At 41.3% G+C, this 25,135-nt stretch carries 20 protein-coding genes, 3 tRNA genes and 1 CRISPR repeat array; of the genes, 17 read left to right on the forward strand and 6 right to left on the reverse strand.

All coding sequences use genetic code 11. From position 1 onward, the window contains the following. Positions 1–5 precede the first annotated feature (5 nt). From csy1 to cas6f, 4 genes are read left to right on the forward strand one after another with little or no spacing between them, the layout of a single operon-like run. Complete coding sequence (gene csy1 / locus CYCPU_RS0103880) at positions 6–1,256, forward strand: type I-F CRISPR-associated protein Csy1 (RefSeq protein WP_033422325.1); 1,251 nt, start codon at positions 6–8, stop codon at positions 1,254–1,256. After that, positions 1,253–2,146, forward strand: coding sequence for a type I-F CRISPR-associated protein Csy2 (gene csy2, locus CYCPU_RS0103885; protein ID WP_020161984.1), 894 nt, complete (start codon positions 1,253–1,255; stop codon positions 2,144–2,146). The genes csy1 and csy2 overlap by 4 nt, the downstream gene beginning before the upstream one ends. Continuing rightward, entirely contained in the window at positions 2,143–3,150 is a 1,008-nt protein-coding gene (gene csy3, locus CYCPU_RS0103890; RefSeq protein ID WP_020161985.1) for a type I-F CRISPR-associated protein Csy3, read from the forward strand. The genes csy2 and csy3 overlap by 4 nt, the downstream gene beginning before the upstream one ends. After that, positions 3,150–3,701 (forward strand): type I-F CRISPR-associated endoribonuclease Cas6/Csy4, encoded by a 552-nt coding sequence (gene cas6f / locus CYCPU_RS0103895; RefSeq protein WP_020161986.1) that lies wholly within the window; start codon positions 3,150–3,152, stop codon positions 3,699–3,701. The genes csy3 and cas6f overlap by 1 nt, the downstream gene beginning before the upstream one ends. Positions 3,702–4,071: 370 nt before the next feature. Continuing rightward, positions 4,072–5,840: a CRISPR direct-repeat array (repeat unit 28 nt; unit sequence GTTCACTGCCGCACAGGCAGCTTAGAAA). 167 nt (positions 5,841–6,007) lie between these two features. On the opposite strand, the gene CYCPU_RS0103900 is transcribed toward cas6f, so the two are convergent. Next, a tRNA-Asn gene (locus CYCPU_RS0103900) sits at positions 6,008–6,083 on the reverse strand. Between the two features lie 69 nt (positions 6,084–6,152). Further along, a complete protein-coding gene (locus tag CYCPU_RS0103905; protein ID WP_020161987.1) occupies positions 6,153–7,343 on the reverse strand; it encodes a pyridoxal phosphate-dependent aminotransferase in 1,191 nt (396 codons plus the stop codon). A 126-nt stretch (positions 7,344–7,469) separates the two neighbouring features. On the opposite strand from CYCPU_RS0103905, the gene uvrB reads away from it, so the two are divergent. From uvrB to CYCPU_RS11680, 13 genes are all read left to right on the forward strand, one after another. Continuing rightward, a complete protein-coding gene (gene uvrB, locus CYCPU_RS0103910) occupies positions 7,470–9,470 on the forward strand; it encodes an excinuclease ABC subunit UvrB (RefSeq protein ID WP_015005581.1) in 2,001 nt (666 codons plus the stop codon). Between the two features lie 82 nt (positions 9,471–9,552). After that, positions 9,553–9,629, forward strand: a tRNA-Val gene (locus CYCPU_RS0103915). Between the two features lie 44 nt (positions 9,630–9,673). Further along, positions 9,674–11,593, forward strand: coding sequence for a threonine--tRNA ligase (gene thrS / locus CYCPU_RS0103920; protein WP_016389610.1), 1,920 nt, complete (start codon positions 9,674–9,676; stop codon positions 11,591–11,593). A gap of 84 nt (positions 11,594–11,677) precedes the next feature. Next, complete coding sequence (gene infC, locus CYCPU_RS0103925) at positions 11,678–12,196, forward strand: translation initiation factor IF-3 (RefSeq protein ID WP_073023809.1); 519 nt, start codon at positions 11,678–11,680, stop codon at positions 12,194–12,196. A gap of 12 nt (positions 12,197–12,208) precedes the next feature. Next, on the forward strand, positions 12,209–12,406 hold the full coding sequence (rpmI, locus tag CYCPU_RS0103930) for a 50S ribosomal protein L35 (protein WP_015005584.1): 198 nt from the start codon (positions 12,209–12,211) through the stop codon (positions 12,404–12,406). Positions 12,407–12,430: 24 nt separating this feature from the next. Further along, on the forward strand, positions 12,431–12,784 hold the full coding sequence (gene rplT, locus CYCPU_RS0103935) for a 50S ribosomal protein L20 (protein WP_015005585.1): 354 nt from the start codon (positions 12,431–12,433) through the stop codon (positions 12,782–12,784). 133 nt (positions 12,785–12,917) lie between these two features. After that, positions 12,918–13,937, forward strand: coding sequence for a phenylalanine--tRNA ligase subunit alpha (pheS, locus tag CYCPU_RS0103940; RefSeq protein ID WP_020161988.1), 1,020 nt, complete (start codon positions 12,918–12,920; stop codon positions 13,935–13,937). Between the two features lie 20 nt (positions 13,938–13,957). Then, a complete protein-coding gene (gene pheT, locus CYCPU_RS0103945) occupies positions 13,958–16,336 on the forward strand; it encodes a phenylalanine--tRNA ligase subunit beta (protein WP_020161989.1) in 2,379 nt (792 codons plus the stop codon). 4 nt (positions 16,337–16,340) lie between these two features. Beyond that, on the forward strand, positions 16,341–16,640 hold the full coding sequence (locus tag CYCPU_RS0103950; protein ID WP_015005588.1) for an integration host factor subunit alpha: 300 nt from the start codon (positions 16,341–16,343) through the stop codon (positions 16,638–16,640). Then, on the forward strand, positions 16,621–16,974 hold the full coding sequence (locus CYCPU_RS0103955) for a MerR family transcriptional regulator (RefSeq protein WP_015005589.1): 354 nt from the start codon (positions 16,621–16,623) through the stop codon (positions 16,972–16,974). The genes CYCPU_RS0103950 and CYCPU_RS0103955 overlap by 20 nt, the downstream gene beginning before the upstream one ends. Positions 16,975–16,986: 12 nt before the next feature. Next, positions 16,987–17,063 (forward strand) — tRNA-Pro (locus CYCPU_RS0103960). A gap of 790 nt (positions 17,064–17,853) precedes the next feature. Then, positions 17,854–18,636: a 3-hydroxybutyrate dehydrogenase gene (locus CYCPU_RS0103965; protein ID WP_015005590.1), complete on the forward strand. Its 783-nt coding sequence runs from the start codon at positions 17,854–17,856 to the stop codon at positions 18,634–18,636. Between the two features lie 292 nt (positions 18,637–18,928). Next, positions 18,929–20,026 (forward strand): patatin-like phospholipase family protein, encoded by a 1,098-nt coding sequence (locus CYCPU_RS11680; protein ID WP_020161990.1) that lies wholly within the window; start codon positions 18,929–18,931, stop codon positions 20,024–20,026. 368 nt (positions 20,027–20,394) lie between these two features. Here CYCPU_RS11680 and hypE read toward each other — a convergent pair whose 3' ends face one another. From hypE to hypF, 4 genes are read right to left on the reverse strand one after another with little or no spacing between them, the layout of a single operon-like run. Next, a complete protein-coding gene (gene hypE, locus CYCPU_RS0103980) occupies positions 20,395–21,450 on the reverse strand; it encodes a hydrogenase expression/formation protein HypE (protein WP_026362582.1) in 1,056 nt (351 codons plus the stop codon). Next, positions 21,447–22,559, reverse strand: a complete 1,113-nt coding sequence (gene hypD, locus CYCPU_RS0103985) for a hydrogenase formation protein HypD (RefSeq protein WP_020161992.1) — start codon at positions 22,557–22,559, stop codon at positions 21,447–21,449. The genes hypE and hypD overlap by 4 nt, the downstream gene beginning before the upstream one ends. Before the next feature lie 5 nt (positions 22,560–22,564). Next, positions 22,565–22,801: a HypC/HybG/HupF family hydrogenase formation chaperone gene (locus tag CYCPU_RS0103990; RefSeq protein ID WP_015005594.1), complete on the reverse strand. Its 237-nt coding sequence runs from the start codon at positions 22,799–22,801 to the stop codon at positions 22,565–22,567. After that, positions 22,779–25,097 (reverse strand): carbamoyltransferase HypF, encoded by a 2,319-nt coding sequence (gene hypF / locus CYCPU_RS0103995; RefSeq protein ID WP_020161993.1) that lies wholly within the window; start codon positions 25,095–25,097, stop codon positions 22,779–22,781. The genes CYCPU_RS0103990 and hypF overlap by 23 nt, the downstream gene beginning before the upstream one ends. Positions 25,098–25,135 lie beyond the last annotated feature (38 nt).

The raw sequence follows: 25,135 nt of genomic DNA on the forward strand, positions 1-25,135 counted from the left end.
TAGATATGCAAGATGAAGCAATTAAAGACTTCTTAGAAAATAAAAAAGAAGATTACCTAAAGAAAAATGTCAAAACTAATTCTAGTGATGAAGATAAGCTGCGTGTTACTCAAGAGGCGGCAGAAAAGTACAACCTTGAAACTTGGCTGCTTGATGCTTCGCTACGTGCAAAGCAATTATCACTTACCTCTCACCCTGCTAAGTTTATTCATCCAAATGCCAAAACCAGTAGCATTATTGCTGATGTAAAAAAAGAGAATGATGGCTTATTACGCTCAGGCAATGTTGAAGTAGAGCTAGATGTATTTGGTAATGCCGCCGCATTAGATGTTGAAAAATTTTTAAGAGTTGAGTTGCAAGACAAGCAAACAGTTTTACAGCATATAGAGCAAAACACTGACGCTATTAAACAGCAGCTTTCTACAGGCAATATTAACTTTGATGATGTCAGAAATGCTTTTATGCAAATTAAGTGCTCTGATTTAGATCAAAGCAGTGAAAAACTTAAGCAGGTTTACTTTCCAATAGCTAATGGCTATCACTTGCTCTCTATTCTTAATGCATCGGGAATCATTTATAAGCTTAAAGAAAAAGTGAATGCATTACGGTTTTCAGAAGAAAATAAACGGTTAAGAGAAGAATTAAAAAAAGCTAAGCCTCTCAAAATAAAGGGAAAGGTTACAGATGTAATTGGGTTAACATCTATCGGATACGGAGGAACAAAGCCGCAAAATATTAGTACTTTAAATAACCAAAACGGCGGTGTTAGTTTTTTGTTGTCATCTCTGCCTCCAACGCTAGAGAAACGTCAAACTCAGCCACCAAAAAAAGATTTTTTTAATGATTGCTTGTGGGCAGGATTATTCAAAAAAGATTTTGACCAGTTTCATAAAGTATTGAGTTGGCGTAAGAATAATAAAGATGTTAGAGATATACGTGATGATATAGTCCTCAATTCAATAACTAAACTTAAAAGACTAGTTGATAATATTCGTGAGGTTAATGCTGGCTGGTCTGATAGTGAAAACTACAGCGACTTAGCAATTTGGCAAAAAATTTGGTTGGATAATAAACACACTGAAATCAGAAATGATGACAGGCAAAACCAACGTTATTTAGGCAAGGCGCAAAGTTATTTTGCCAACTGGTTTATCGGCAACTATAAACATTCAACAAAAGATAATAAATTATTAGGTGATGATGATATAGAGCAAATTAAAAAAGTCCTTGAAGTAGAACAGGAGCTCTTGAAATGAAGGATATAGTGCTTATTCCTAATATAAAAATTCACAATGCTAATGCTTTATCTAGCCCTTATACCATTGGTTTTCCTGCAATGACAGCGTGGCTAGGTTTTATGCATGCACTTGAGCGAAAAATACGACAGGCAGAGTTTAAAGATATTAAATTTACAGGTGTTATTGTTAGTTGTTTAGAACTGGATTTGCAAACCTACAAAGGGCAGGGTGATTACGTTCATTCAATTATAGCTACAAGCAATCCGTTAGATAAGTCAGGAAAACGCCCGTCATTTATTGAGGAAGCACGTTGTGATATAGAAGTGACTATCGCAATTGAATGCGAGCTAGGCATCATTGATTACGAGAAGTTCACTCAACTAATTAACAACAAACTACACACCATGAAAATTGCAAGTGGTGATATTACTAGTTTTAAACCAAGTCAGCATAAAGAGGTTGATAACAATAAGCCTAGAGAATTAACTAAGTACTTAATGCCAGGTTTCTGTTTGGTTACTCGGCAAGATCTAATGCAATCGTCAATGGACAAAGGTGCGGATGCGATAGATGCAATGCTTGATTATTTAAAAATTACTACAGATATAGAGGTGGATGAAAACCATAAAGTGTCTCGAAGTAAAGCCCACAAAAAAGAAGAAGGTTGGATTGTTCCAATAGCAATCGGCTACCAAGGAATTAGCGAATTAGGCAGTTTAAAAAATACTCGAGATTTAACAACACCTCATCGATTTGCTGAAAGTGTCGTCACCTTAGGTGAATTTAAAATGCCTTACCATTTTGATACGCTTGATGAAATGGTTTGGCGTTATCAAGAATATGAGAAAAATGATCTATACCTTTGTCAGAACAACTATTCGATTAATCAAGAGAAAAGTAAATTATGAGTAAAATACCTGCATCCGTTTTAGCATTTGAAAAGAAATTAGTCCCCTCTGATGGTTTAATGTACGGCACAACTTGGGAAAATAGGGGCAATGAATCAGTACCTTTAAAGTTACAAGAAAAATCAGTGCGAGGGACGATTTCAAATCGACTGAAAAAATCAGAAGAAGGGAAAATTGACGCAAAAATAGAAAGTGCTAATCTACAAACTGTTGATAGCTGTGCCTTAGCACCAAATCAAGATACTTTAAAACTAAATTTCACCTTAAAAGTATTAAGTGGTGTTGAAACCCCATCAGCCTGTAATCATGAAGGGTTTAACCAAACATACTCTGAGGCAGTTTCTAATTATATCGCTGACTATGGCTTTGCTGAGTTATCACAGCGTTATGCCAGTAACTTAGCAAATGGTCGTTTTCTTTGGCGAAATCGTGTGGGGAGTGAAAATGTAGAAGTGCACATTAATGTTCTAAATAACGATATTTTAAAAAATTGGGTATTCAATAGTTTAGAGTTTAGCACTCAAAATTTTGATAATGCCTCTAGTGAAATAAATGAACTGGCAGAATTGATTGCTAAAACCTTGTCAGGGGAGAATGAGTTTTTATTATTAGAAATTACTGCTTTTGCAAAGGTAGGGAAATCACAAGATGTTTACCCAAGCGAGGAGTTAGTGCTAGATAAAAATAATAGTAAGGAAGGTAAAAGTAAAATTCTTTATGAGGTTGGCCAAGTTGCTGCCATGCATTCGCAAAAAATTGGTAATGCTATTAGAACTATTGATACTTGGTATCCAGAATTTGAACAGTGTCAAAAAGCTATCTCTATAGACCCATATGGGGCAGTAACGAATCTAGGAAGAGCTTATCGACAACCAAAAGACAAAAAAGATTTCTTTTCATTATTTGATCGTTTCTCACAAGGTGAAAAACTAGAGTTGCCAGAAGATGAGCATTTTGTAATGGCTGTTTTAGTTAGGGGTGGCGTATTCGGAGAAAAGCAGTAATGGATTATTATTTTGATATAAAAATAGAGCCTGATGAAGAAGTGCCGATTTACTTTATTCGTAATAAGGTATTCAGTAAGCTTCACAAAGCTTTGCATACCTTAAATTCATCGAGTATTGGTATAAGCTTCCCTCAATATAAGGTGCTTCTTGGTAACATAATTAGGATACATGGATCAGAAGCCAAATTGAATGAATTGAAAACCATAGACTGGTTAGGTGGGTTAGCCGGATACAGCAGCATAAGTCCAATTCAACATATTCCTCATGATGTAAAGTACCGAGTTATTTCACGTAAGCAACCAAGCATGACGGAGGCAAAACTAAGGCGGCTGATTAAACGCGGGTCAATTACACCAGAATCAGTAAAGGACTATAAGGTAAAAATGTTTGAAAAGGGTTTAGATAACCCTTATTTAGAGCTAGATAGTACTTCAAGTGGACATAAACATAGGCGTTATATTGCTTTTGGTGAGCTATTGAGCAACCCGTTGAAAGGAGATTTTGACTCGTTTGGCTTAAGCAAAACAGCCACTATTCCATGGTTTTAATCCAATGCCGAAAGCATTGCTATTATTTCAGGTAAAGATGGCTGGAGACTTAAATAAAATATTCTCCAAAATTTCTTTTATGCAACTTTTGTCGTTTTCTTAAGCGCAAGAAACTTAGGTTCTCTTAAAGTAATCGCTATAAGAGTATAAGGTGGCGTAATCTTAAATGAACTATTATCCGTATGATATTAAAGCAAGTATGGAAAATGTTTTTTATGCCCAAAAGGTAAGTATTTCCAACCAAATTTTTTTAGCTCCTTAAAAACATATAAATATCAATAAGTTAAAGGAAGGCGATTAATTAAAGGGTTGCTTGTTTAAATAGCAGCTAACTATTTGTTATTACTTGATTTTCTTGCTTTATACTCTTGTTCACTGCCGCACAGGCAGCTTAGAAATTATAATTAATAACTAGATAATAACATATTTCGTTCACTGCCGCACAGGCAGCTTAGAAAATTCGGGATATTAGACGGAAATAGGCTATACCGTTCACTGCCGCACAGGCAGCTTAGAAACGATAAATCAATATTGTCCGACACCGAACTAGAGTTCACTGCCGCACAGGCAGCTTAGAAAAATCTATAAGCGGCTGAAGTTCGTATCTACATGTTCACTGCCGCACAGGCAGCTTAGAAAATCTGCTTCGTGGGGATTTTATGCGTCAGCGTGTTCACTGCCGCACAGGCAGCTTAGAAAATTCCTGTACGCGACTCCACCCGATTCGTGATGTTCACTGCCGCACAGGCAGCTTAGAAATTCACACAACCCGATAGCAAAACTTGAAGAATGTTCACTGCCGCACAGGCAGCTTAGAAAAGCGTTGCTAAACATGGGGAGCTAAAAACGGAGTTCACTGCCGCACAGGCAGCTTAGAAATTAATCGTGCAAAAAATTAATTTATTATAAAAGTTCACTGCCGCACAGGCAGCTTAGAAAATTAAATCAAGAGCTTAAACTTTGGACGTTGCGTTCACTGCCGCACAGGCAGCTTAGAAATTTTTTAAAAACATCACATTTTCGGTTTTTTGGTTCACTGCCGCACAGGCAGCTTAGAAAGTTTAAATACAGCCCTTCGATACTAGCATTTTGTTCACTGCCGCACAGGCAGCTTAGAAATTTGAGTAACGCCGATGATTGAAATGCCACGCGTTCACTGCCGCACAGGCAGCTTAGAATATCGGCCGTTTCAAGCAGACCTTTACTCATATGTTCACTGCCGCACAGGCAGCTTAGAAATAACTATGAAGGTAGAATACCTGGCACTATCGGTTCACTGCCGCACAGGCAGCTTAGAAAATTTTATGAGCAAGCATCTGAAATTATCACTAGTTCACTGCCGCACAGGCAGCTTAGAAAATTAAGCGAGCGCTCATATCAACGCCGTCTAGGTTCACTGCCGCACAGGCAGCTTAGAAATCTTAAGGGACAATCCCCACACACTGAAGAGTGTTCACTGCCGCACAGGCAGCTTAGAAATCCCGTACTACATTGATGAAGACAAAGGTGAGGTTCACTGCCGCACAGGCAGCTTAGAAAATCCATCACAGACACAATAATCTCAGAGTTAGGTTCACTGCCGCACAGGCAGCTTAGAAAGTCAATGTCAAATGTCGGCGCAGGTCAAACAGGTTCACTGCCGCACAGGCAGCTTAGAAACTGACGGAGTTGGTTATTCAGGCATGAGCAATGTTCACTGCCGCACAGGCAGCTTAGAAATTGACGACGGTAAGCAGGGTCCACAGAATGAAGTTCACTGCCGCACAGGCAGCTTAGAAATAATTTCATCATCACGAGTAGCTATCATATCTGTTCACTGCCGCACAGGCAGCTTAGAAAACGGTGTCTATCTGGCCGAATTTACCTTTAATGTTCTCTGCCGCACAGGCAGCTTAGAAAATGGGACGGCTCAGGTTGGGAGGCTGCTGCATGTTCACTGCCGCACAGGCAGCTTAGAAATTCTGAAGTTTCTAGGGTTTGGGGCTGGTTCAGTTCACTGCCGCACAGGCAGCTTAGAAAAACACGCGCCGAATGAATCCGGCAGGTTTTGAGTTCACTGCCGCACAGGCAGCTTAGAAACAAAGATAATTACAAGCATGAAATCAACTAAAGTTCACTGCCGCACAGGCAGCTTAGAGGCGATTTCCTCTGGGAGTGTTGTAGTGCTCACTACCTAATTGTTAGGTTTAGGGAAGAGAGTTTGTTTTTTCATTTTTTTGTGGAGGGTTATCTTATGGTCCGCTAAGCTACCCTTTGTTTAAGGCATAAAAAAAGAGCTAGTTTTTACACTAACTCTTTGATTATATTGGCTCCTCCGACTGGACTCGAACCAGTGACCCAATGATTAACAGTCATTTGCTCTACCAACTGAGCTACAGAGGAATTGATCAGGTCGCGTATCTTACGAAACGCGGCTGTTTTGGTCAATAGCTAATAAGCTTTAAAACACATTTAATTGTCGTTTAGTAACTTCGCTATTCGATCCATGGCGTTTACTAGGTTATCCATGCTGGTTGCAATGGATATACGCATGTGACCATTAAGCCCAAAAGCTGAGCCTGGAACAAGTGCGACGCCTGCTTTTTCAAGAATATATTCAGCTAAGTCTACATCGTTGTCGATGCTGTCCATGCGATTCAGTATGGCGTTGAAGTCAGGGAAGCAGTAAAACGTTCCGTCAGATGGAATGCAGCTGATGCCATTTATTTGGTTCAGTTGTTCTACAACATAATCGTGGCGTTCTTTAAAGGCCACTAGCATTTCACCGATGCAAGATTGATCTCCTTCTAGTGCTGCTTGCGCAGCGTATTGTGAGATAGATGTTGGGTTTGATGTGCTTTGCGACTGAATCTTCTTCATCGCTTTCATCAGCTTGCTAGGGCCTGCTGCGTAACCAATGCGCCAACCAGTCATGGAGTAGGCTTTTGATACACCATTAAGCACAATAGTTTGGTCGTATAGTGCTGGGCACGCCATAACGATGTTGCTGAAAGGCTCGTCAGTCCAAAGAATGTGTTCGTACATATCGTCGGTCGCGATGAGGATATGTGGGTGTTTGACCAACACATCGCCCAGTGCTGCTAATTCGTCATTGGTATAGGCTTTACCACTTGGGTTTGATGGGCTGTTGATCACTACAAGTTTGGTTTTTTCGGTGATGGCAGCCTCAAGCTGTTCAGGGGTAATTTTAAAAGCTTGATCTTGGCCTGCTTGAACGATAACCGGTACGCCACCTGCCAATAAACTCATATCAGGGTACGACACCCAATACGGTGCAGGAATAATAACTTCATCGCCATCGTCTAATAAGGCTTGAGCTAAGTTGAAAAAACTTTGCTTGCCGCCGCATGAGACAAGAATTTGGTCGGCTTGATAATCAAGACCATTGTCGCGTTTTAATTTATTGATAATGGCATCTTTAAGTTCAACCGTGCCATCAACGGCTGTGTATTTGGTTTTACCTGCATTAATAGCGTCTTTAGCGGCTTGTTTGATATGCTCTGGTGTATCAAAGTCAGGCTCGCCTGCGCCTAGGCCGATGATGTCTTGTCCGGCTGCGCGTAAGGAAGCCGCTCTTGCTGTTACAGCAAGTGTTGGAGAAGGTTTTATGCGTTGTACGCGTTGTGACAGTTTAATGCTCATTTGTTATAGCCTCTATGAATAAAATTCAGCTTAAATGGGGTGTTGACAGCTTTTTTAGAATAAAATTAAGTATTTGGTCCCCTAAAGACAGTATTCTACTAGATGCTGCGTTCCCAGATAATCCCTATGAATAAAAAATTCGAAATTCACTCATCTTTTAAACCAGCAGGCGATCAACCAAAGGCGATTAAAGCGCTGGTTGAGGGAGTTAATCATGGCGAAGCGAATCAAACCTTATTAGGGGTAACAGGCTCAGGTAAAACTTTTACGATGGTGCATACCATCGCAGAGCTGCAACGGCCTGCTTTGGTGTTGGTGCATAATAAAACGCTGGCCGCGCAGTTGTATGGCGAGCTTAAAGAGTTTTTACCCGATAATGCGGTTGAATATTTTGTGTCGTATTACGATTACTATCAGCCAGAAGCCTATATGCCGGCATCAGATACCTTTATAGATAAAGATGCGTCATTAAATGAGCACATTCAGCAAATGCGCTTGTCTGCGACTAAAGCACTGATGGAACGCAAGGATGCGGTGATTGTTGCGAGTGTTTCTTGTATATATGGCTTAGGTGATCCGGAACTATATTTTAGTATGATTTTGCATTTATCTCGTGGTGAGCGGGTGAGTCAGCGCGAGATTATTCGTCAGTTAACAGACATGCAATACAAGCGTAATGATGTTGAATTACTTCGTGCAACGTATCGAGTAAGAGGGGATGTGATTGATATATTTCCTGCCGAGTCAGACCAAGATGCGCTGCGTGTGGAATTGTTTGATGATGAAATTGAGCGTTTGTCGTTGTTTGATCCATTAACCGGTGAAATTATCCAACGCATACCGCGTTACACGATTTTCCCTATTTCTCATTATGTAACCCCGCGCGAAACCATTTTAGAAGCGATAGAAAAAATAAAATCTGAATTGGCAATTCGCTTAGAACAGTTACGTTCGTTAAATAAACTGGTTGAGGCGCAACGGTTAGAAGAACGTACAAAGTTTGATTTGGAAATGATGCGTGAAATTGGCTACTGTTCGGGGATTGAAAATTACTCACGTTATCTATCCGGTAGAAAGCCTAATGAGGCGCCGCCCACGTTATTTGATTATTTACCAGATAATGCCTTGCTCTTTATTGATGAGTCGCACGTGACAGTGCCGCAAGTAGGGGCGATGTATAAAGGTGATCGTTCAAGAAAAGAAACGTTGGTTGAATATGGCTTCCGTTTGCCATCTGCGTTAGATAATCGGCCGATGCGCTTTGAAGAGTTTGAAGCGAAAGCACCTCAAACGATTTATATTTCAGCGACACCTGCTAAGTATGAAATCGAGCGCTCGGGGGCGGTGGTGGAGCAAGTTGTTAGGCCAACAGGCTTACTTGACCCGATTATTGAAGTAAGGCCGGCCACAACACAAGTGGATGATCTGTTGTCAGAAATTAAGAAACGAGTGGCAGTTGAAGAGCGTGTATTGGTTACAACGCTAACAAAACGAATGTCTGAAGATTTAACCGATTACTTAATGGAGCACGGGGTAAAGGTTCGCTATCTGCATTCTGATATTGAAACGGTTGAACGGGTAGAAATTATTCGTGATCTTCGTTTGGGTATATTTGATGTGTTAATTGGTATTAACTTATTACGTGAAGGCTTGGATATTCCAGAAGTGTCCTTAGTGGCTATTTTAGATGCAGACAAAGAGGGGTTTTTGCGATCTGAGGTGTCTATGATTCAAACAATAGGGCGTGCGGCAAGGAATGTAAAAGGAAAAAGTATTTTATATGCCGATAAAATAACACGGTCAATGCAACGGGCGATGGATGAGACCAGTCGTCGTAGGGAAACTCAGCAGGCGTTTAATGAAAAGCACGGAATTAGCCCAACCGGAATCATTAAAAAGGTCACCGATATCATGGAAGGGACGGCCCGATCTCAGCGAAGTACAATGAAAAAAGTAGCTGATGAAGCGGCAAAATATCAAGCTTTATCACCAGCTCAAATGGCAAAAAAAATAAAAGAATTAGAAGCGAAAATGTATCAACATTCACGAGATTTAGAGTTTGAAGAAGCCGCTAAAGTACGTGATGAGGTGAATGAGTTACAAAATCAGATGGTTTTGAATAGCTAGCATTGGCAAATTAAATAAACTGATAGCTTCACTAACGAGGCAACATTCAGTACAATGCGCGGTCTTAAGAAAATTGGCTTGCAGGCGCGTAGCTCAGTTGGTTAGAGCGCATCCTTGACATGGATGAGGTCGGTGGTTCGAATCCACTCGTGCCTACCAATTTTTAACACCAAATTCAAACATCAAAACACAAAGGTTCTAACGTGCCAGTTATTACATTACCGGATGGAAGTCAGCGCGAATTTTCACAAGCAGTTAGCGTGCTGGACGTGGCCGCTGATATTGGCGCAGGCTTGGCAAAAGCAACCTTAGCAGGGAAGGTGAATGATGTATTAGTTGATGGTTCTTATTTAATAGAGCAAGACTCAACGCTAGCGATTGTGACAGCAAGAGATGAAGACGGTCTTGAAGTTATTCGCCATTCAACCGCACATTTATTAGCACAAGCAGTTAAGCAGCTGTTCCCATCGGCTCAAGTCACCATAGGCCCGGTTATTGATAATGGTTTTTTCTATGATTTTGCATTTGAGCGTTCGTTTACGCCAGATGACCTTGAAAAAATTGAAAAGAAAATGTCAGAACTGGCAGAGCAATCTATACCGGTTGAGCGTTTTGAGCTGTCTCGTGATGATGCGGTAACGTTTTTTAGAGATAAAAACGAGGAATACAAAGCACAAATTATTGAAAGCATTCCGCAAGATGAAGTGTTGTCACTTTATAAACAAGGTGATTTCACTGATTTATGTAGAGGGCCGCATGTACCAAATACTGGTAGTTTAAAAGCGTTTAAACTAACTAAACTGGCTGGTGCGTATTGGCGTGGTGATTCTAATAATGAAATGCTTCAGCGAGTATATGGCACGGCTTGGGGCGATAAAAAGGCGCTGAAAAAGTACCTGCATAGAATAGAAGAAGCTGAAAAGCGTGATCATCGTAAGATTTCTAAATCACTGGATTTGTTTCATATTCAAGAAGAAGCACCAGGGATGATTTTTTGGCACGATGCAGGCTTAAGTGTTTATAGAACAATTGAGCAATATATTCGTTCTAAACTACAAGACAATAATTACGTAGAGGTACGTACACCGCAATTAGTGGATAAGTCATTGTGGGAAAAATCAGGTCACTGGGAAAAATTCCGTGATGATATGTTTACCGTAGACTCGGATAACCACGAGTATGCTGTTAAACCAATGAATTGCCCATGTCATGTGCAAATATATAACCAAGGCTTAAAAAGCTACCGTGACTTGCCCTTAAGAATGGCCGAGTTTGGTTCGTGTCATCGTAATGAGCCATCAGGTACCTTACATGGGCTGATGCGTTTGCGTAACTTTATTCAAGATGATGCGCATATCTTCTGTACAGAAGATCAAGTTCAATCAGAGGTGTCTGATTTTATTGACCTGTTGTTTGAAGTGTATGCAGATTTTGGTTTTACCGACATTCTTATCAAGCTGTCTACACGACCTGAAAAAAGAGTAGGCTCTGATGAGGTTTGGGATAAGTCTGAAAAAGCTTTAGAAGAGGCCTTAAATGCAAAAGGCTTAGACTGGGAATTGCAACCGGGTGAGGGTGCCTTCTATGGGCCTAAAATTGAGTTCTCACTGAAAGACTGCTTAGATCGTGTTTGGCAATGTGGCACCATCCAAGTGGATTTTTCAATGCCGGGTCGTTTAGATGCGCAATTTATTGCAGAGGATGGTTCAAGACAATCACCGGTTATGTTGCACAGAGCGATTTTGGGTTCTTTGGAGCGTTTTATTGGCATTTTAATAGAAGAATATGCGGGTAAATTTCCTGTGTGGTTGGCACCGACCCAAGTCGTTTTAATGTCAATTACGGATAAAAATGACGAATATGCGACCTCAATTGCAAAAATCCTTCAAAAACAAGGCATCAGAGTCAAATTAGACTTGAGAAATGAGAAGATCGGCTTTAAAATTCGCGAGCATACTTTAAAACGCATTCCGTATCTCATCGTTATCGGTGACAAAGAAGTAGAAAATAACGAGTTGGCAGTGCGTTCGTTAAGTGGAAAAAACCTGGGTCATTTCAATCCTGAGGACTTTATTTCGTTAGTAACCAAAAATGTTACTGAACGAAATGCATTAGAGTCTTAAGTTTTTGCACAAGGTGCATTAGCGTACGTTGCTAATATTAGAAATGGCTTAATTTAGCGTTAAAAATTTTCGGAGATTGTTAAGATCGCAACAAAAAGAGTAAGAGTAAACGAAGAGATTACAATACCAAGTGTAAGACTCATCGATCATGAGGGTGAGAAAGTAGGTGTTGTTACACTAGAACAAGCGATGAGCTTGGCGGCTGAAGTCGATTTAGATTTGGTTGAAGTTTCTCCAACAGCTAAACCACCTGTCTGTAAAATAATGGACTATGGTAAGTTTAAATTCGAGGCTAGCAAGAAATTGCAGGCATCGAAAAAGAAACAAAAAAATGTTCAGGTTAAAGAGATTAAGTTTAGACCTGGAACCGATATTGGTGATTACAACGTAAAATTACGTAATCTGCGTTCATTTTTAGAGAACGGTGATAAAACCAAAATCACAGTAAGATTTCGCGGTAGAGAAATGGCCCATAGAGAGTTAGGTATGGAGTTGTTAAATCGCGTAGAAAAAGATTTAGAAGAATTAGCCTTGGTCGAACAGCGGCCAAAGTTTGAAGGCCGCCAAATGGTAATGGTTATGGCGCCGAAAAAAATTAATTAACGGAGTATTGTAATGCCAAAGATGAAGTCAAATAGCGGAGCATCCAAACGTTTTAAGAAAACGGGTACGGGCGCTTTTAAATGTAAGCAAGCTCACTTGCGTCACATTTTGACCAAAAAAACCACTAAACGTAAACGTCAACTACGTAAAGCATCATTGATTCACGCTTCAGATATGAAAAGCGTGACTCGTATGTTGCCATATAGTTAATTTTAAGATTTTCGAGGATAAGAAATGCCAAGAGTAAAACGCGGTGTTGTTGCTAGAGCAAGACACAAAAAAGTATTAAAACAAGCAAAAGGATACTATGGAGCACGTAGCCGTATTTATCGTGTTGCTAAACAAGCGGTGATTAAAGCGGGTCAATATGCCTACCGAGATCGTCGTCAAAGAAAACGTCAATTCCGTGCTTTATGGATTGCACGTATTAATGCTGGTGCCCGTAGCTGTGGTTTGTCATACAGCCGTTTTATGAATGGCCTTAAAAAAGCATCCATCGGTTTGGATAGAAAAGTATTAGCTGATCTAGCAGTGTTTGATAAAGATGCGTTTTCGCAATTAGTAGCGACTGCAAAATCTAACCTGTAGAAACAGCTTTTGGGTGATTAATATTACCCACATATTTTTTATACTGTATTGACTACAAGCTGATAGTGAGTCGTGAGGGAAAGGTCTAGAGGCCTTTCCCTTATTTATTTGGATTAAATAAAAAGATAACAACGTGGAAAATTCATTAGAAAACATTGTTAAGCAAGCGCAAAAAGAATTAGCTGATGCGTCATCTCTTTCAGTTGTTGAAGAAATTCGAGTTACTTACCTAGGTAAAAAAGGTGTATTTACGCGCCAAATGAAAACGCTGGGCAAGCTAACTGCTGAAGAAAGGCCAAAGGTTGGTGCCGTTATCAACCAAGCTAAACAAGAATTTCAAGCGCACTTAGAACAGCGTAAGTTACAACTTGAAAATGAATTATTAGCAAAGCGCTTAATAGAAGAAACTATTGATGTGACCTTGCCTGGCCGTGGCCAATCAGTAGGTGGTGTTCACCCTGTGACAAGAACGATGCGCCGTATTGAACAGATTTTTAATCGTGTTGGTTTTGATGTGGCAACTGGGCCTGAAGTGGAAGATGATTTTCATAATTTTGAGGCATTGAATATTCCTTCTCATCATCCTGCACGAGCCATGCACGATACTTTTTATTTTGATGAGCATACCTTATTAAGAACACATACATCACCCGTTCAAATTAGAGTGATGGAAAATCAACAACCGCCACTTAAAGTGATAGCGCCGGGTCGTGTTTATCGTTGTGATTCAGATATTACGCACACACCCATGTTCCACCAGGTTGAAGGCTTTGTTGTAGATAAAGATATTAACTTTGCCGACTTAAAAGGTGTTATTAGTGCGTTTCTAAAGGCCTTTTTTGAAAAAGATGTCAAAGTAAGGTTTAGACCCTCCTATTTTCCATTTACAGAACCCTCTGCTGAAGTAGATATTGAATGTGTGATGTGTGAAGGTGAAGGTTGTCGTGTATGCGGGCATACCGGTTGGTTAGAGGTATTGGGCTGTGGAATGATTCACCCAGAGGTATTTCGTCATATCAATATTGATGCAGACCAATTTACCGGCTTCGCTTTTGGTATGGGTGTAGAAAGACTGACCATGCTTCGGTATAAAATCAATGACTTACGGTTATTTTTTGAAAATGATCTTAAATTCTTAAAACAGTTTAATTAAGCTTAAATAAGGACTCATAAATGTTAGTAAATGAAGCATGGCTTAAAGAGTTTGTTGACTATTCAATTCCAACGAATGAATTGACAGAAAAATTAACAATGGCTGGCTTAGAAGTAGACTCTGTAGAACCGGCTGCGGCTGAGTTTACCGGCGTGTTAGTAGGTGAAGTATTATCAGTTCAAGCACACCCAAATGCGGATAAATTACGCCTTTGTAAAGTCTCTATTGGGCAAGAAGAGCCTTTAGATATTGTTTGTGGTGCGAGTAATGTTAGAACTTCGTTACGGATTCCTGTGGCAACTGTTGGTGCCGTCTTACCCGGTAATTTCAAAATCAAACCATCAAAGTTACGTGGTGAGCCTTCTAATGGCATGTTATGTTCCGAAGAAGAGCTTGGCCTCGCTGATTCAGCTGATGGGTTGATGGAGCTACCAAGTGATGCGCCAATTGGAACTGATATTCGGGACTATTTACAACTTGACGACACGATTATCGAAGTAGATTTAACGCCAAATCGTGCCGATTGCTTAAGCGTGGAAGGTGTTGCGCGTGAAATTTCTTGTTTTGCTAAACAGCCTGTCAAAAACAAACCAGCACCAAAAATAGAAACTTCAATAAACGACCATAAAAATGTAAACGTTGAGGCTACTATAGATTGCCCTCGTTACCTAGGTCGTGTGATTAAAGGCTTAGATCGTTCAGCGCAAACACCTATCTGGATGCAGGAAAAATTGCGTCGATGTGGTCAGCGCAGTTTAGGTCCGTTAGTGGATGTGACAAATTATGTTCTATTGGAATTAGGGCAACCGCTTCACGCATTTGATTTAGCTAAAATCGATGGTGACATTGTTGTTAGACATGCGAGAGAAAAGGAATCTCTAAGGCTATTAAACGAACAACAAGTTGAGTTAGATGAGAGTGTGCTGGTTATTGCAGACCAACATAAAGCCTTGGCTTTTGCTGGTGTGATGGGTGGTGAAGCGTCAGCAGTTAATGACGAGACAACAGATATATTCTTAGAATGTGCATTTTTTAGTCCTCTGTCAATTGCGGGTAAATCTAGAAAGTTTGGCTTACATACAGATTCATCACACCGGTTTGAGCGTGGTGTAGACCCAGAGCTTTGTTACCGTGCATTAGATCGAGCGATTGAATTGTTGACCGATATTGCTGGCGGGCAAGTAGGGCCATTAACGGACGCATCGTCAACCAAAACGCTTCCTGTTAATAAAGCAGTGCCTTTTAGGTTTCAAAGAGTGCAGCGTGTGCTGGGTATAGAACTTGATGAAAATACAGTCGAAGCATACTTTGATAGCTTGGGAATGATTGTTAATAAAACGGCAAGTGAGTGGTTTGTTACAGCACCAAGTTATCGATTTGATATTGCAATTGAAGCAGACTTGATAGAAGAGGTGGCACGCTTATATGGCTACGATAATCTGCCACAAAATGAATTAACCGTTTCGGGTACTTTAACAGCCATTGAAGAGCAGTTGCAGCCCTTAGACAGGATTAAAGACTTACTGGTTGATTTAGGCTATCAAGAAGCGGTTACATACAGTTTTACAGATGACTCGTCGCTCAAGCTGTTGACCCCTCAGGATGATGTGTACCGATTACAGAATCCAATATCGGCTGATTTGTCTGTTATGCGTACAACCTTATGGGCTGGCTTATTAAAAGCAATGGATGCAAACATTAAACGTAATGAAGAAACAATACGTTTTTTTGAAACAGGCTTAAAATTCACGGTTAAAGATGGGCAGCTAGTGCAAGAGCAAATGTTGTCTATATTAGCGACAGGACTCGCTCAGCCAGAACAGTGGGGTGAGTCATCTAGAAGTATTGATTTTTATGATGTTAAACACGATATAGAAGCTATTTTATCGTTGAATGGCAGTTTGTCAGACTACCAGTTTAAACCGGCTAAACACGAAGCTTTACACCCGGGACAAACAGCAGAGCTGATTAATAATTCAGGGGAGCATGTTGGTTATATTGGTTTATTACACCCAGCTTTGGAAGGTGAGTTTAATATTAAGAAACCAGTGTATTTAGTAGAACTAAAACAATCTCTGATTCAGACAAAACAGATACCAGAATTTCAAGCAGTGTCAAAATATCCAGCGGTAAGACGTGACCTAGCACTCATTGTGGATGAAAAGTTCCACGTAAATGAAATGGTCGGCTATATTACTAAGCAATACACGCTTGTTAATGAGGTTATTGTGTTTGATATTTACCAAGGCAAGGGAGTAGAAACTGGTAGAAAAAGTGTTGCTTTGGGCTTGATTTTACAGGATAAATCTAAGACACTAGTTGAGCAAGATGTTGAGGAACTCATTAATGAATTGCTCGCTAATCTTAATAATTTATTTAATGCTCAGCTAAGGGAATAAAAAAATGTCATTAACGAAAGCTGATTTAACAGAGCAATTATTTGACGAGTTAGGTCTCAATAAACGAGAAGCTAAAGAGATCGTTGAGCAAATGTTTGAAGCAATAAAGGAATCGTTAGAAAAAGGTGAGCAAGTTAAAATTTCAGGATTTGGAAATTTTGAACTTAAAGACAAAGAGGCTCGACCTGGACGAAATCCAAAAACAGGCGAAGATGTATCTATTTCTGCAAGAAGGGTGGTTACTCTTAGAGCAGGTCAAAAACTTAAAGACAGAGTAGAAGCATATGCTGGAACCCAGTCATAACAATGAGTTGCCGGCGATACCGGCGAAACGTTATTTCACTATTGGTGAAGTGAGTGAGTTATGTGCTGTAAAACCCCATGTACTAAGGTATTGGGAGCAAGAGTTCTCACAACTTGAGCCGGTAAAACGCCGTGGTAATCGTCGTTATTATCAACGTAAAGATGTTGTGCTGATAAGGCAAATTCGTGGGCTGCTTTATGAGGATGGTTACACTATTGGTGGCGCTCGTTCACACCTTTCAGGTGAAAGTTCACAAAAAGACACCTCACAGACAAAAATAGAAATTCAGCAAATAAAAGCTGAATTAGAAGAAATTTTAGACATACTCAAGTAATTTTAATTCCATCGGGGCGTAGCGCAGCCTGGTAGCGCACCAGTATGGGGTACTGGTGGTCGGAGGTTCAAATCCTCTCGCCCCGACCAAATTTCCTTTATTATTCAATTAGTTATAGCTCGGCTATTTTTCGATATTACAAGATTGTCTAACCTTTCACTAGTTTCACTAGAATAAGTCACTTTTGCAACAGCACTAGCAAAGCCACTAAGGTAATTAACTTTTCCAGTTCCAACGTTGAAGCTTTTATTATCAGCATGTTTCTTAGCGTAAGAGGCAGAGGGTGTGCAAAGCCCGTTAAGCAATGTATTGCAAACGATGTAAGCAATTTATAGACACTGCAGCAGTGTTAGCTTATCTAGTTAACTAATTGTCGGTACAAATGAGGAAGCGGGTTGTAGTTGAAGTGTCTTATCATGTGCTTAAGTTTTTTGATACAGCCAAATTCTTTTTAATATCAACTGCTAAATAGGTTATCTACGATTGTAGGTCTGATTTTTAGTTAAGCATGAATCGTGGTTAGACCATTTTAGTTGGTGCTTAACAAATTCAAATAATTATGGCTATAAGATGCTAGTTATTAAGACTGGTGCTCTAAGTGGTTCTTTATTCCTCTATAGTTACGTTATAGCTAATGATGATGAGCTTTTTAGCTAGAAAAGCCTTTATTACGAATATCAGGTAGTCTATTTGCAAGGGCCATTAATAGTATTCCCACCACAGAGGCAGGAGGATAGGTTAGTTGTAGCGTAATAAATTTTATACAGGACTTGAACTGTGTTGTGTCACAATGCTGTTAGATTTATTGTCTTTTTTGATTAAAAAGGGGTGGGTCTTAGGCAATAGAGGCTGTTCACTAAACAACAGTAGGGTAGATAAATGGATTTGAAAGGAAAAGCAGCGATAATAACCGGTTCAACATCGGGAATTGGTTTAGGCATTGCGCAGGGGTTTGCAGCGCAAGGCATTAATATTATGTTGAATGGGTTTGGTGATTCGGTTGAGATTGAAAAAGAACGGCAGGCGATTGAAAACCAAGGGGTTAAGTGTATCTATAATGATGCTGATATGACCCAACCGGATGAAATAACAGCCATGGTCGAAGAGGCCGTGAAGGTTTTTGGTTCCATTGACATTGTTGTTAACAATGCGGGAATTCAGCACGTTGCACCCGTTGAAGAATTTTCGCCTGAGAAGTGGGATAGCATTATAGCGATCAATATGTCCTCAAGTTTTCATACCGTACGTGCCGCTATTCCGCATATGAAAAGACAAGGTTGGGGGCGAATTATTAATATAGCATCGGCACATGGACTTATTGCATCGCCTTTTAAATCGGCATACGTTACCGCTAAGCATGGTGTGTTGGGGTTTACAAAAACAATTGCCTTAGAAGTGGCAGAAGACAATATTACTTGTAATGCTATTTGCCCGGGCTATGTATTAACTCCGTTAGTTGAAAAACAAATTCCGGATACGGCTAAGGCTCGTGGTATTAGTGAGGAAGAAGTAAAACGAGACGTTATTTTATCGGCGCAATGGACTAAGAAGTTTGTGACTGTTGAGGAGTTAGCAGGGACGTCTTTATTTTTGTGTTCGGAACACGCTGAGAATATTACAGGTACACATATATCCGTCGATGGTGGTTGGACGGCTGGCTAAGTTACTCTATTGAGGTAATAAGGTGAATACTAGAGATATTTTAAGTTTACTTTCGATGCCGCTTGCATCGCCGAATTACCCAAAGGGCCGTATCGTTTTATTGACCGCGAGTATTTGATTATTACGTATGAGTCAGGCCCTGCTTGTTTGCAACTCATTCCACATGTAAAGGCACCCGTAACTGATCTGCCTGTTAAACAAGTTATTGGGGGCATGTAGATCTAACACTACCATATGGACGTGTAATACATGACTACATGGGCTCTAAATAATCTATTAACTGAGGAATTCCATGACGCAAAAAAGCAGTAAAGTAGAAAAGACAATCAACCTTGCGCTTCAGGGCGGGGGAGCACACGGTGCATTTACTTGGGGTGTGTTAGATAAACTATTAGAAGATGGTCGTATTGGCATTGATGGCATCTGTGCAACCAGTGCCGGAACGATGAATGCCTGCGTGTTAGCGTCGGGGATGCAGCAAGGCGGTCCTGAGAAAGCGCGTGAGAGTTTGCATAATTTTTGGTGGCGCATTTCAGAGGAAGGTAAAGCCTTCAAGCCAATGAAAAAATGGGCTCTAGATAAATATATGCCATGGAAAGTGCCTGATGCATTGAATTTTATGGTTACAGACTTCATGTCGCGGATCTTTTCACCGCATCAACTTAACCCATTTGATATAAACCCTCTGCGTGATGTATTGGCCGATACGGTCGATTTTGAAGCGCTAAATAATTGCAGTGACATTAAATTGTTTATCAGTACAACGCATGTCCATAGTGGCAGAGTACGGGTATTCAATACCAAAGATGTCACATTAGATGTAGCTATGGCATCCGCTTGTCTACCATTGATATATAAAGCGGTGTCGATAGACGATGAAGACTATTGGGACGGTGGTTATGTTGGAAACCCTGCCTTGTTTCCTCTGTTTTATAAAACGGATAGCAGAGATTTGTTGATTGTGCATATTAACCCCATCAACCGTTTTAGCACGCCTACAACATCGGCAGAAATTGTTAGCCGCATTAATGAAATTAGCTTTAACTCATCACTATTATCAGAAATGCGTGCGATAGCCTTCGTGAAAAAATTGCTCGAACACGATATGCTCAAAGATGAGCATAAAGGCAATTTTAAGGATATTCTCGTACATTCTATTCGGGCAGATGAGGCATTAAAAGACTTATCACTGAGTAGTAAGTACAGTTCAGATTGGGATTTTTTAACCTCTCTGCGTGATAAGGGTCGAGCAGAAATGTCTTCTTGGTTGGAACAAAATTTCGATGCAATAGGCGTTAATGACTCTGTGGATTTGCATAAGACCTTTCTCAATTCGAATACAAAAATATTTGAAGATGAAAATGGTCGGCATAGACACGAGAACAAGTAAGAAAGCATTAATTCATTACTACGGAAGCTTCCAAGACAAGCTGAGCAAGTAACATGCTAAAAAGCTAATCAGCGTTTTGCATGCCCCCAATGCTCGTTACTCCCTTTGTGAAACTTTGTAGTGGCCGGTTTTTTGGTGGGGATTTTTTTGCAGTGCCTTTAACTGATCAGTTGGGCCTTGTAATAACGAGGTGTTTTTCCTGTCTTGTCTGGAGAAGTCGTGGGTGTACGAAGAGTATCGAGATCGGTTTATTAATCTTTATATTGAATAGCTTTAAGAAAGCCCGTTCCGGTATGCAAGAAGGTAGTAGAAGCGGTTATCAGAGCAATGCTTTTATGGTGAGCCTCAAGTTAACGACAGCTTGATCATTAACATATTCTAGGCAGTTGCGAGCCACTTAGCAGTTGCAAAATACGTGTTGTACCAATTCGGTTTTTTATTGTAACCATGGCCTGAGAGCCCTTGTGTACGTTACCGATAACGGCGGCTTGTTTTCCTAAAGGGTGAGCGTGCATTATGGCTAATGCTTGAGCAGCTTGGGCTGATGGTAATATGCTAATAAAACGTCCTTCATTGGCAACATAGTACGGGTCTAGGCCAAGTACTTCACAAACACTACGCACGGGATCGGCAATGGCGATAGCGGTTTCGTCAAGCATGATTTGTTTGTTAGCGGCAGTGCTAATTTCAATTAAGGCAGTGGCTAATCCTCCCCGAGTTAAATCACGCATACAGTGAATGTCAATGCCGCTATCAAGCAATAATTTGACCAGTCCAGATAGGTCAGCGCAATCACTTTCCAGAGTTTGTTCGAGTTTAAAACCTTCTCTTTGCGCCATAATGGCGATGCCATGGCGACCAATATCGCCATTAATAATAACAACATCATCATGCTGTAGCATGCTTGGGGAGAGGCTCATGGCTGTATCTAGCACGCCGATGCCACTGGTATTGATGTACAGCCCATCGCCTTTGCCTTTCTCAACGACTTTGGTGTCGCCAGTTACAATGGTAACGCCAGCCGCTTTGGCTTGGTGGCTCATGGAGTGGATAATTTTTTGCAAGGAATCAATAGCAAAGCCTTCTTCAATGATTAAACCACAACTTAAAAATAACGGTCGAGCGCCACTCATTGCCAAATCATTTAATGTGCCGCAAACCGCCAGTTTGCCGATGTCACCTCCGGGAAAAAATAGGGGGTTAACCACGTAGGAGTCAGTGGTAAAAGACAAACGCTCACTATTGATAGCCAGCACAGCGCTATCATTTTTTTCATTGAGTGCAGGGTTGTCGAATTCAGCCAGCATGAGTTTGTCGATGAGTGACTGTGTCAATTGACCGCCGCCACCATGCGCCATCACTATCTTGTCATACTGGCCAATAGGTAGAGGGCAGGCGTCTTCTGAATTATTCGTTTTACTCACTGGTTATTGTTCTCCGTAATACTTTGCTGGCGACGGTAGGTGTAATAAGCGGCGCATGCACCTTCTGCGGAAACCATGGTGGCACCTAAAGGGCTTTCTGGCGTACAGCGGCCAGCAAACTCTGGGCATTGTGATGGTTTGATAATGCCCTGTAACACTTTACCGCTTAGACATTGCTCGTGTTCCTGAGTGTTGATATGTGCGATTTGAAAAGCATTTTCTGCATCAAAATCAGCGTAATCTGCACTGAGCTCAAAACCACTCATCGGGATATCACCAAGTCCTCGCCATGAACGAGTAACCGGTTTAAAAATTCGATTAATCATCTGTTGCGCCGTGGTATTACCTGATGCTTGGACGGCTCGAGCATATTGATTTTCAACTGTCACCTGACCTTGCTCTAATTGGGTAATACACAACAAAATTCCTTGCAGAATATCAACGGGTTCGAAGCCAGTAACGACAATCGGCACCTGATATTTCTCAGCAATGGGTAAATATTCCTGATAGCCCATCACCACACAGACATTGCCTGCGGCGAGAAAGCCTTGCACTTTATTTTCTACTGATGACAGTATCGCTTCCATAGCCGGCGGCACGCGAACGTGTGACACCAGCAATTTGAAATTTTTTAAACCCATTTGTTGCGCCTGATACACGCTCATGGCGGTTGTTGGAATAGTGGTTTCGAAGCCAATGGCAAAAAATACCACCTGTTTATCAGGGTGCTGTTGAGCGAGCGTAACTGCTTCTAAAGGCGAATAGACTGTTCGCACATCGCCACCTTCGGCTTTGACGGTCATTAAATCTTTTGTTGAACCGGGGACGCGAAGCATATCGCCAAAGGTGCAAAAGATAACGCCATTCAAGGCCGCTATGCCGATTGCCTTATCAATGGCTTGCAAGGGGGTAACGCAAACAGGACAGCCAGGGCCATGAATGAGGTTAATATCGCTTGGCAGTAGTTGATCAATACCGTATTTCATGATCGCATGTGTTTGACCACCGCATAATTCCATAATGGTCCAAGGGCGTGTGCAGGTATTCCTTATCGCTGTTGCCAATAACTCAACATGTGGCTGATGTCGAAAATCATCAATATATTTCACTGGGTTTATTCCTGTGCGCTTTTCAGGTCATCGAGGCTAGCCAAGGTGGCAAGGGCTTCTTCTTCATCTAGCAGATTAATGGCAAAGCCTGCATGCACAATCACATAGTCATTTTCTTTCGCTTCTGGCACCAGAGCGAGGCTTACAGTGGTCACTAGTCCTGAAAAACTGATATCCCCTGTACGGGTGTAGAGGTTTTCACCAGAAATGGAGATGATTTTACCGGGAATTGCCAAGCACATTCTGTGTTCCTCTATTAGCTGCGGCGAGTAATTGACCAAGCGCTAAGCCGCCATCATTACACGGTAGTTTTTGTTGCCAGTAGACCTTAATATTAAGGGCTGATAGGCGGCAGATGAGCGTTTCGCTTAGGTAGCGGTTTTGAAAACTGCCTCCGCTTAATATTACTCTTTTTTGTCCTGATTTGTGTGTCATATCAACCATCATTTCTACTAGCGTGTTATGAAATTTACATGCAATCAGTGGTTTTGGCACGGCGTTGTTTAAATCATCAATAATATCGCTCAGTAGGGGTTGCCAGTCAAATCTGGCTAATTCTTTGTCTTGTTGCCATAACACGCGATAGTAGTCGTCACTTGCTGTTGCGGCGAAACATTGTTCTAAACGCTGTGCAGCTTGACCCTCATAGCTTGAAACCTGACACAGATCGAGCAAACTGGCGACACAATCAAATAGCCGCCCAAGACTAGAACTGCGCGGGGAGTTGATTCGTCTGTTGAGCATAGCTTGTAACAGTGCTTTTTCTTCCTCGGTGAAGGCTGATATGGGAGCGAGTGAGTTGTGTGAAAATACCTTGTCACCCATGTATTCCCATAACATTGCCAATGCTGATCGACGAGGTTCTTTAAGGGCGATAGCGCCACCAAGCAAAGAAAATGGCCGCAGACTGGCGATGCGTGAAATGTTTGACGATGGGTCCAATGTGAAAAACTCACCGCCCCACAGCGAGCTATTATCACCGAGGCCATTGCCATCGCAAATGATGCCTAATAACGGTGGTTTAATAGCATGCTCTGCCATACATGACAGTAGGTGGGCGTGATGATGTTGTACGCTAACAGTCGGCAAATGGAGCGATTTAGCATAAAGGCTGCTGGCATACTCAGGGTGTTGATCCTGAGCAATCAGCTCGGGGTGGTATTCAAGCAATTGCGATAAATCAGCAATATTGTGTTTAAAACCAGTGATGCTTTCAAGGCTTTCAAGGTCACCATTGTGTTGACTGATCATGGCGTAATCACCCTTGCTAATAGCAAAGGTGTTTTTTAAATGCCCACCAACGGCCAATGTCGGCCTGTGCGGGTGTTGAGTAGATTGATTGTCCGCCAATTTGATTGTGACAGGCGCGTAGCCTCTAGCCGCACGTAGCAAAGTCGCTTCGTTATGAATGGTTTGTACAACAGAATCATCAACGGGTCGTAGAATAGGGCGATTATGAACAACAAAGAAATCAGCGATATTGGCTAGCCGGTCTAGTGCTTGTTGATTATCAATACAGATCGGTTCGTTACTAAGATTGCCACTGGTAGCAACAAGAGGGAAAGGTAAATGTCTAAGCAGTAAATGATGCAAAGGCGAGCAGGGTAGCATGATGCCAATGAGGGTATTGTCAGGCGCGACACCTTCAGCCAAGGTGGAACACGCGATTAATTTATCCATTAACACAATCGGCGCAGCTGCTGAAAGTAGCAGTTTTTTCTCCAGTGCTGAGGGTGTGGCGATGGTGTCGACTTGGGCAATGTCTCGACACATCAACGCAAATGGTTTCTCAGGACGTGATTTATGGAGTCGTAATTGTTCAATACTGGCCTGATGGGTCGCATTTGCTAACAGTTGAAAGCCACCAATACCTTTTAGCGCCACAATTTTACCCTTAGTTAATGCCTCTGATGCTTGCTTGATAGCCGTTATATTGTCAGCAAGGTATTTACCTTGATGGGTTAATAACTCAATAGTGGGGCCGCAATCTGGGCAAGCAATAGTTTGCGCATGAAAACGACGATCGCTAGGGTTCTCATATTCATTCTGGCATGCCTGACACAAGGGAAACGTGTGCATTGCTGTGCGTTCACGATCATAAGGTAATGCGTTAATAATGCTGTAGCGAGGGCCACATTGGCTGCAACTGATAAATGCATATTGATAGCGACGATTACTTGTGTCAAGCAGCTCATCGATGCAGGTGGGGCAGGTGGCAATATCGGGTGAAATAAACATCGAGTGTTGCTGACCGGCACTGTTGCGTAATTCGAATTGTTGGTAACCGCAAACAGGTAGGTTAGTTATAGTTAATGATTCTATTTTGCTGTTGATAGGAGGTTTTTTTTGCACTGTTTCAATAAACGCCTCTAACGCGCTTGGTGAGCCTTCAATATCAACCGTTACACCATCACCGGTATTGCTGGCCCATCCCTTCAGTGCTAATTGGCTGGCTTGCCGGTAGATAAAGGGACGAAAACCAACACCTTGAATTATCCCTGTGACTTGTAGTTTTTTTCTGTTAATCTGAATGCTCATGGTGTTTCCATACTATCGAACTATGGACTTGGAATGAA

Source organism: Cycloclasticus pugetii PS-1 (genome assembly GCF_000384415.1).
GTDB classification, from domain to species: Bacteria; Pseudomonadota; Gammaproteobacteria; order Methylococcales; family Cycloclasticaceae; genus Cycloclasticus; species Cycloclasticus pugetii.

What these genes read in the sequence shown, in the direction of transcription:
- csy1 (WP_033422325.1), top strand. Translation starts at nt 6, where the DNA reads ATGCAAGATGAAGCAATTAAAGACTTCTTAGAAAATAAAAAAGAAGAT.
- csy2 (WP_020161984.1), top strand. Translation starts at nt 1,253, where the DNA reads ATGAAGGATATAGTGCTTATTCCTAATATAAAAATTCACAATGCTAAT.
- csy3 (WP_020161985.1), top strand. Translation starts at nt 2,143, where the DNA reads ATGAGTAAAATACCTGCATCCGTTTTAGCATTTGAAAAGAAATTAGTC.
- cas6f (WP_020161986.1), top strand. Translation starts at nt 3,150, where the DNA reads ATGGATTATTATTTTGATATAAAAATAGAGCCTGATGAAGAAGTGCCG.
- CYCPU_RS0103905 (WP_020161987.1), bottom strand. Translation starts at nt 7,343, where the DNA reads ATGAGCATTAAACTGTCACAACGCGTACAACGCATAAAACCTTCTCCA.
- uvrB (WP_015005581.1), top strand. Translation starts at nt 7,470, where the DNA reads ATGAATAAAAAATTCGAAATTCACTCATCTTTTAAACCAGCAGGCGAT.
- rpmI (WP_015005584.1), top strand. Translation starts at nt 12,209, where the DNA reads ATGCCAAAGATGAAGTCAAATAGCGGAGCATCCAAACGTTTTAAGAAA.
- rplT (WP_015005585.1), top strand. Translation starts at nt 12,431, where the DNA reads ATGCCAAGAGTAAAACGCGGTGTTGTTGCTAGAGCAAGACACAAAAAA.
- pheT (WP_020161989.1), top strand. Translation starts at nt 13,958, where the DNA reads ATGTTAGTAAATGAAGCATGGCTTAAAGAGTTTGTTGACTATTCAATT.
- CYCPU_RS0103950 (WP_015005588.1), top strand. Translation starts at nt 16,341, where the DNA reads ATGTCATTAACGAAAGCTGATTTAACAGAGCAATTATTTGACGAGTTA.
- CYCPU_RS0103955 (WP_015005589.1), top strand. Translation starts at nt 16,621, where the DNA reads ATGCTGGAACCCAGTCATAACAATGAGTTGCCGGCGATACCGGCGAAA.
- CYCPU_RS0103965 (WP_015005590.1), top strand. Translation starts at nt 17,854, where the DNA reads ATGGATTTGAAAGGAAAAGCAGCGATAATAACCGGTTCAACATCGGGA.
- CYCPU_RS11680 (WP_020161990.1), top strand. Translation starts at nt 18,929, where the DNA reads ATGACGCAAAAAAGCAGTAAAGTAGAAAAGACAATCAACCTTGCGCTT.
- CYCPU_RS0103990 (WP_015005594.1), bottom strand. Translation starts at nt 22,801, where the DNA reads ATGTGCTTGGCAATTCCCGGTAAAATCATCTCCATTTCTGGTGAAAAC.
- hypF (WP_020161993.1), bottom strand. Translation starts at nt 25,097, where the DNA reads ATGAGCATTCAGATTAACAGAAAAAAACTACAAGTCACAGGGATAATT.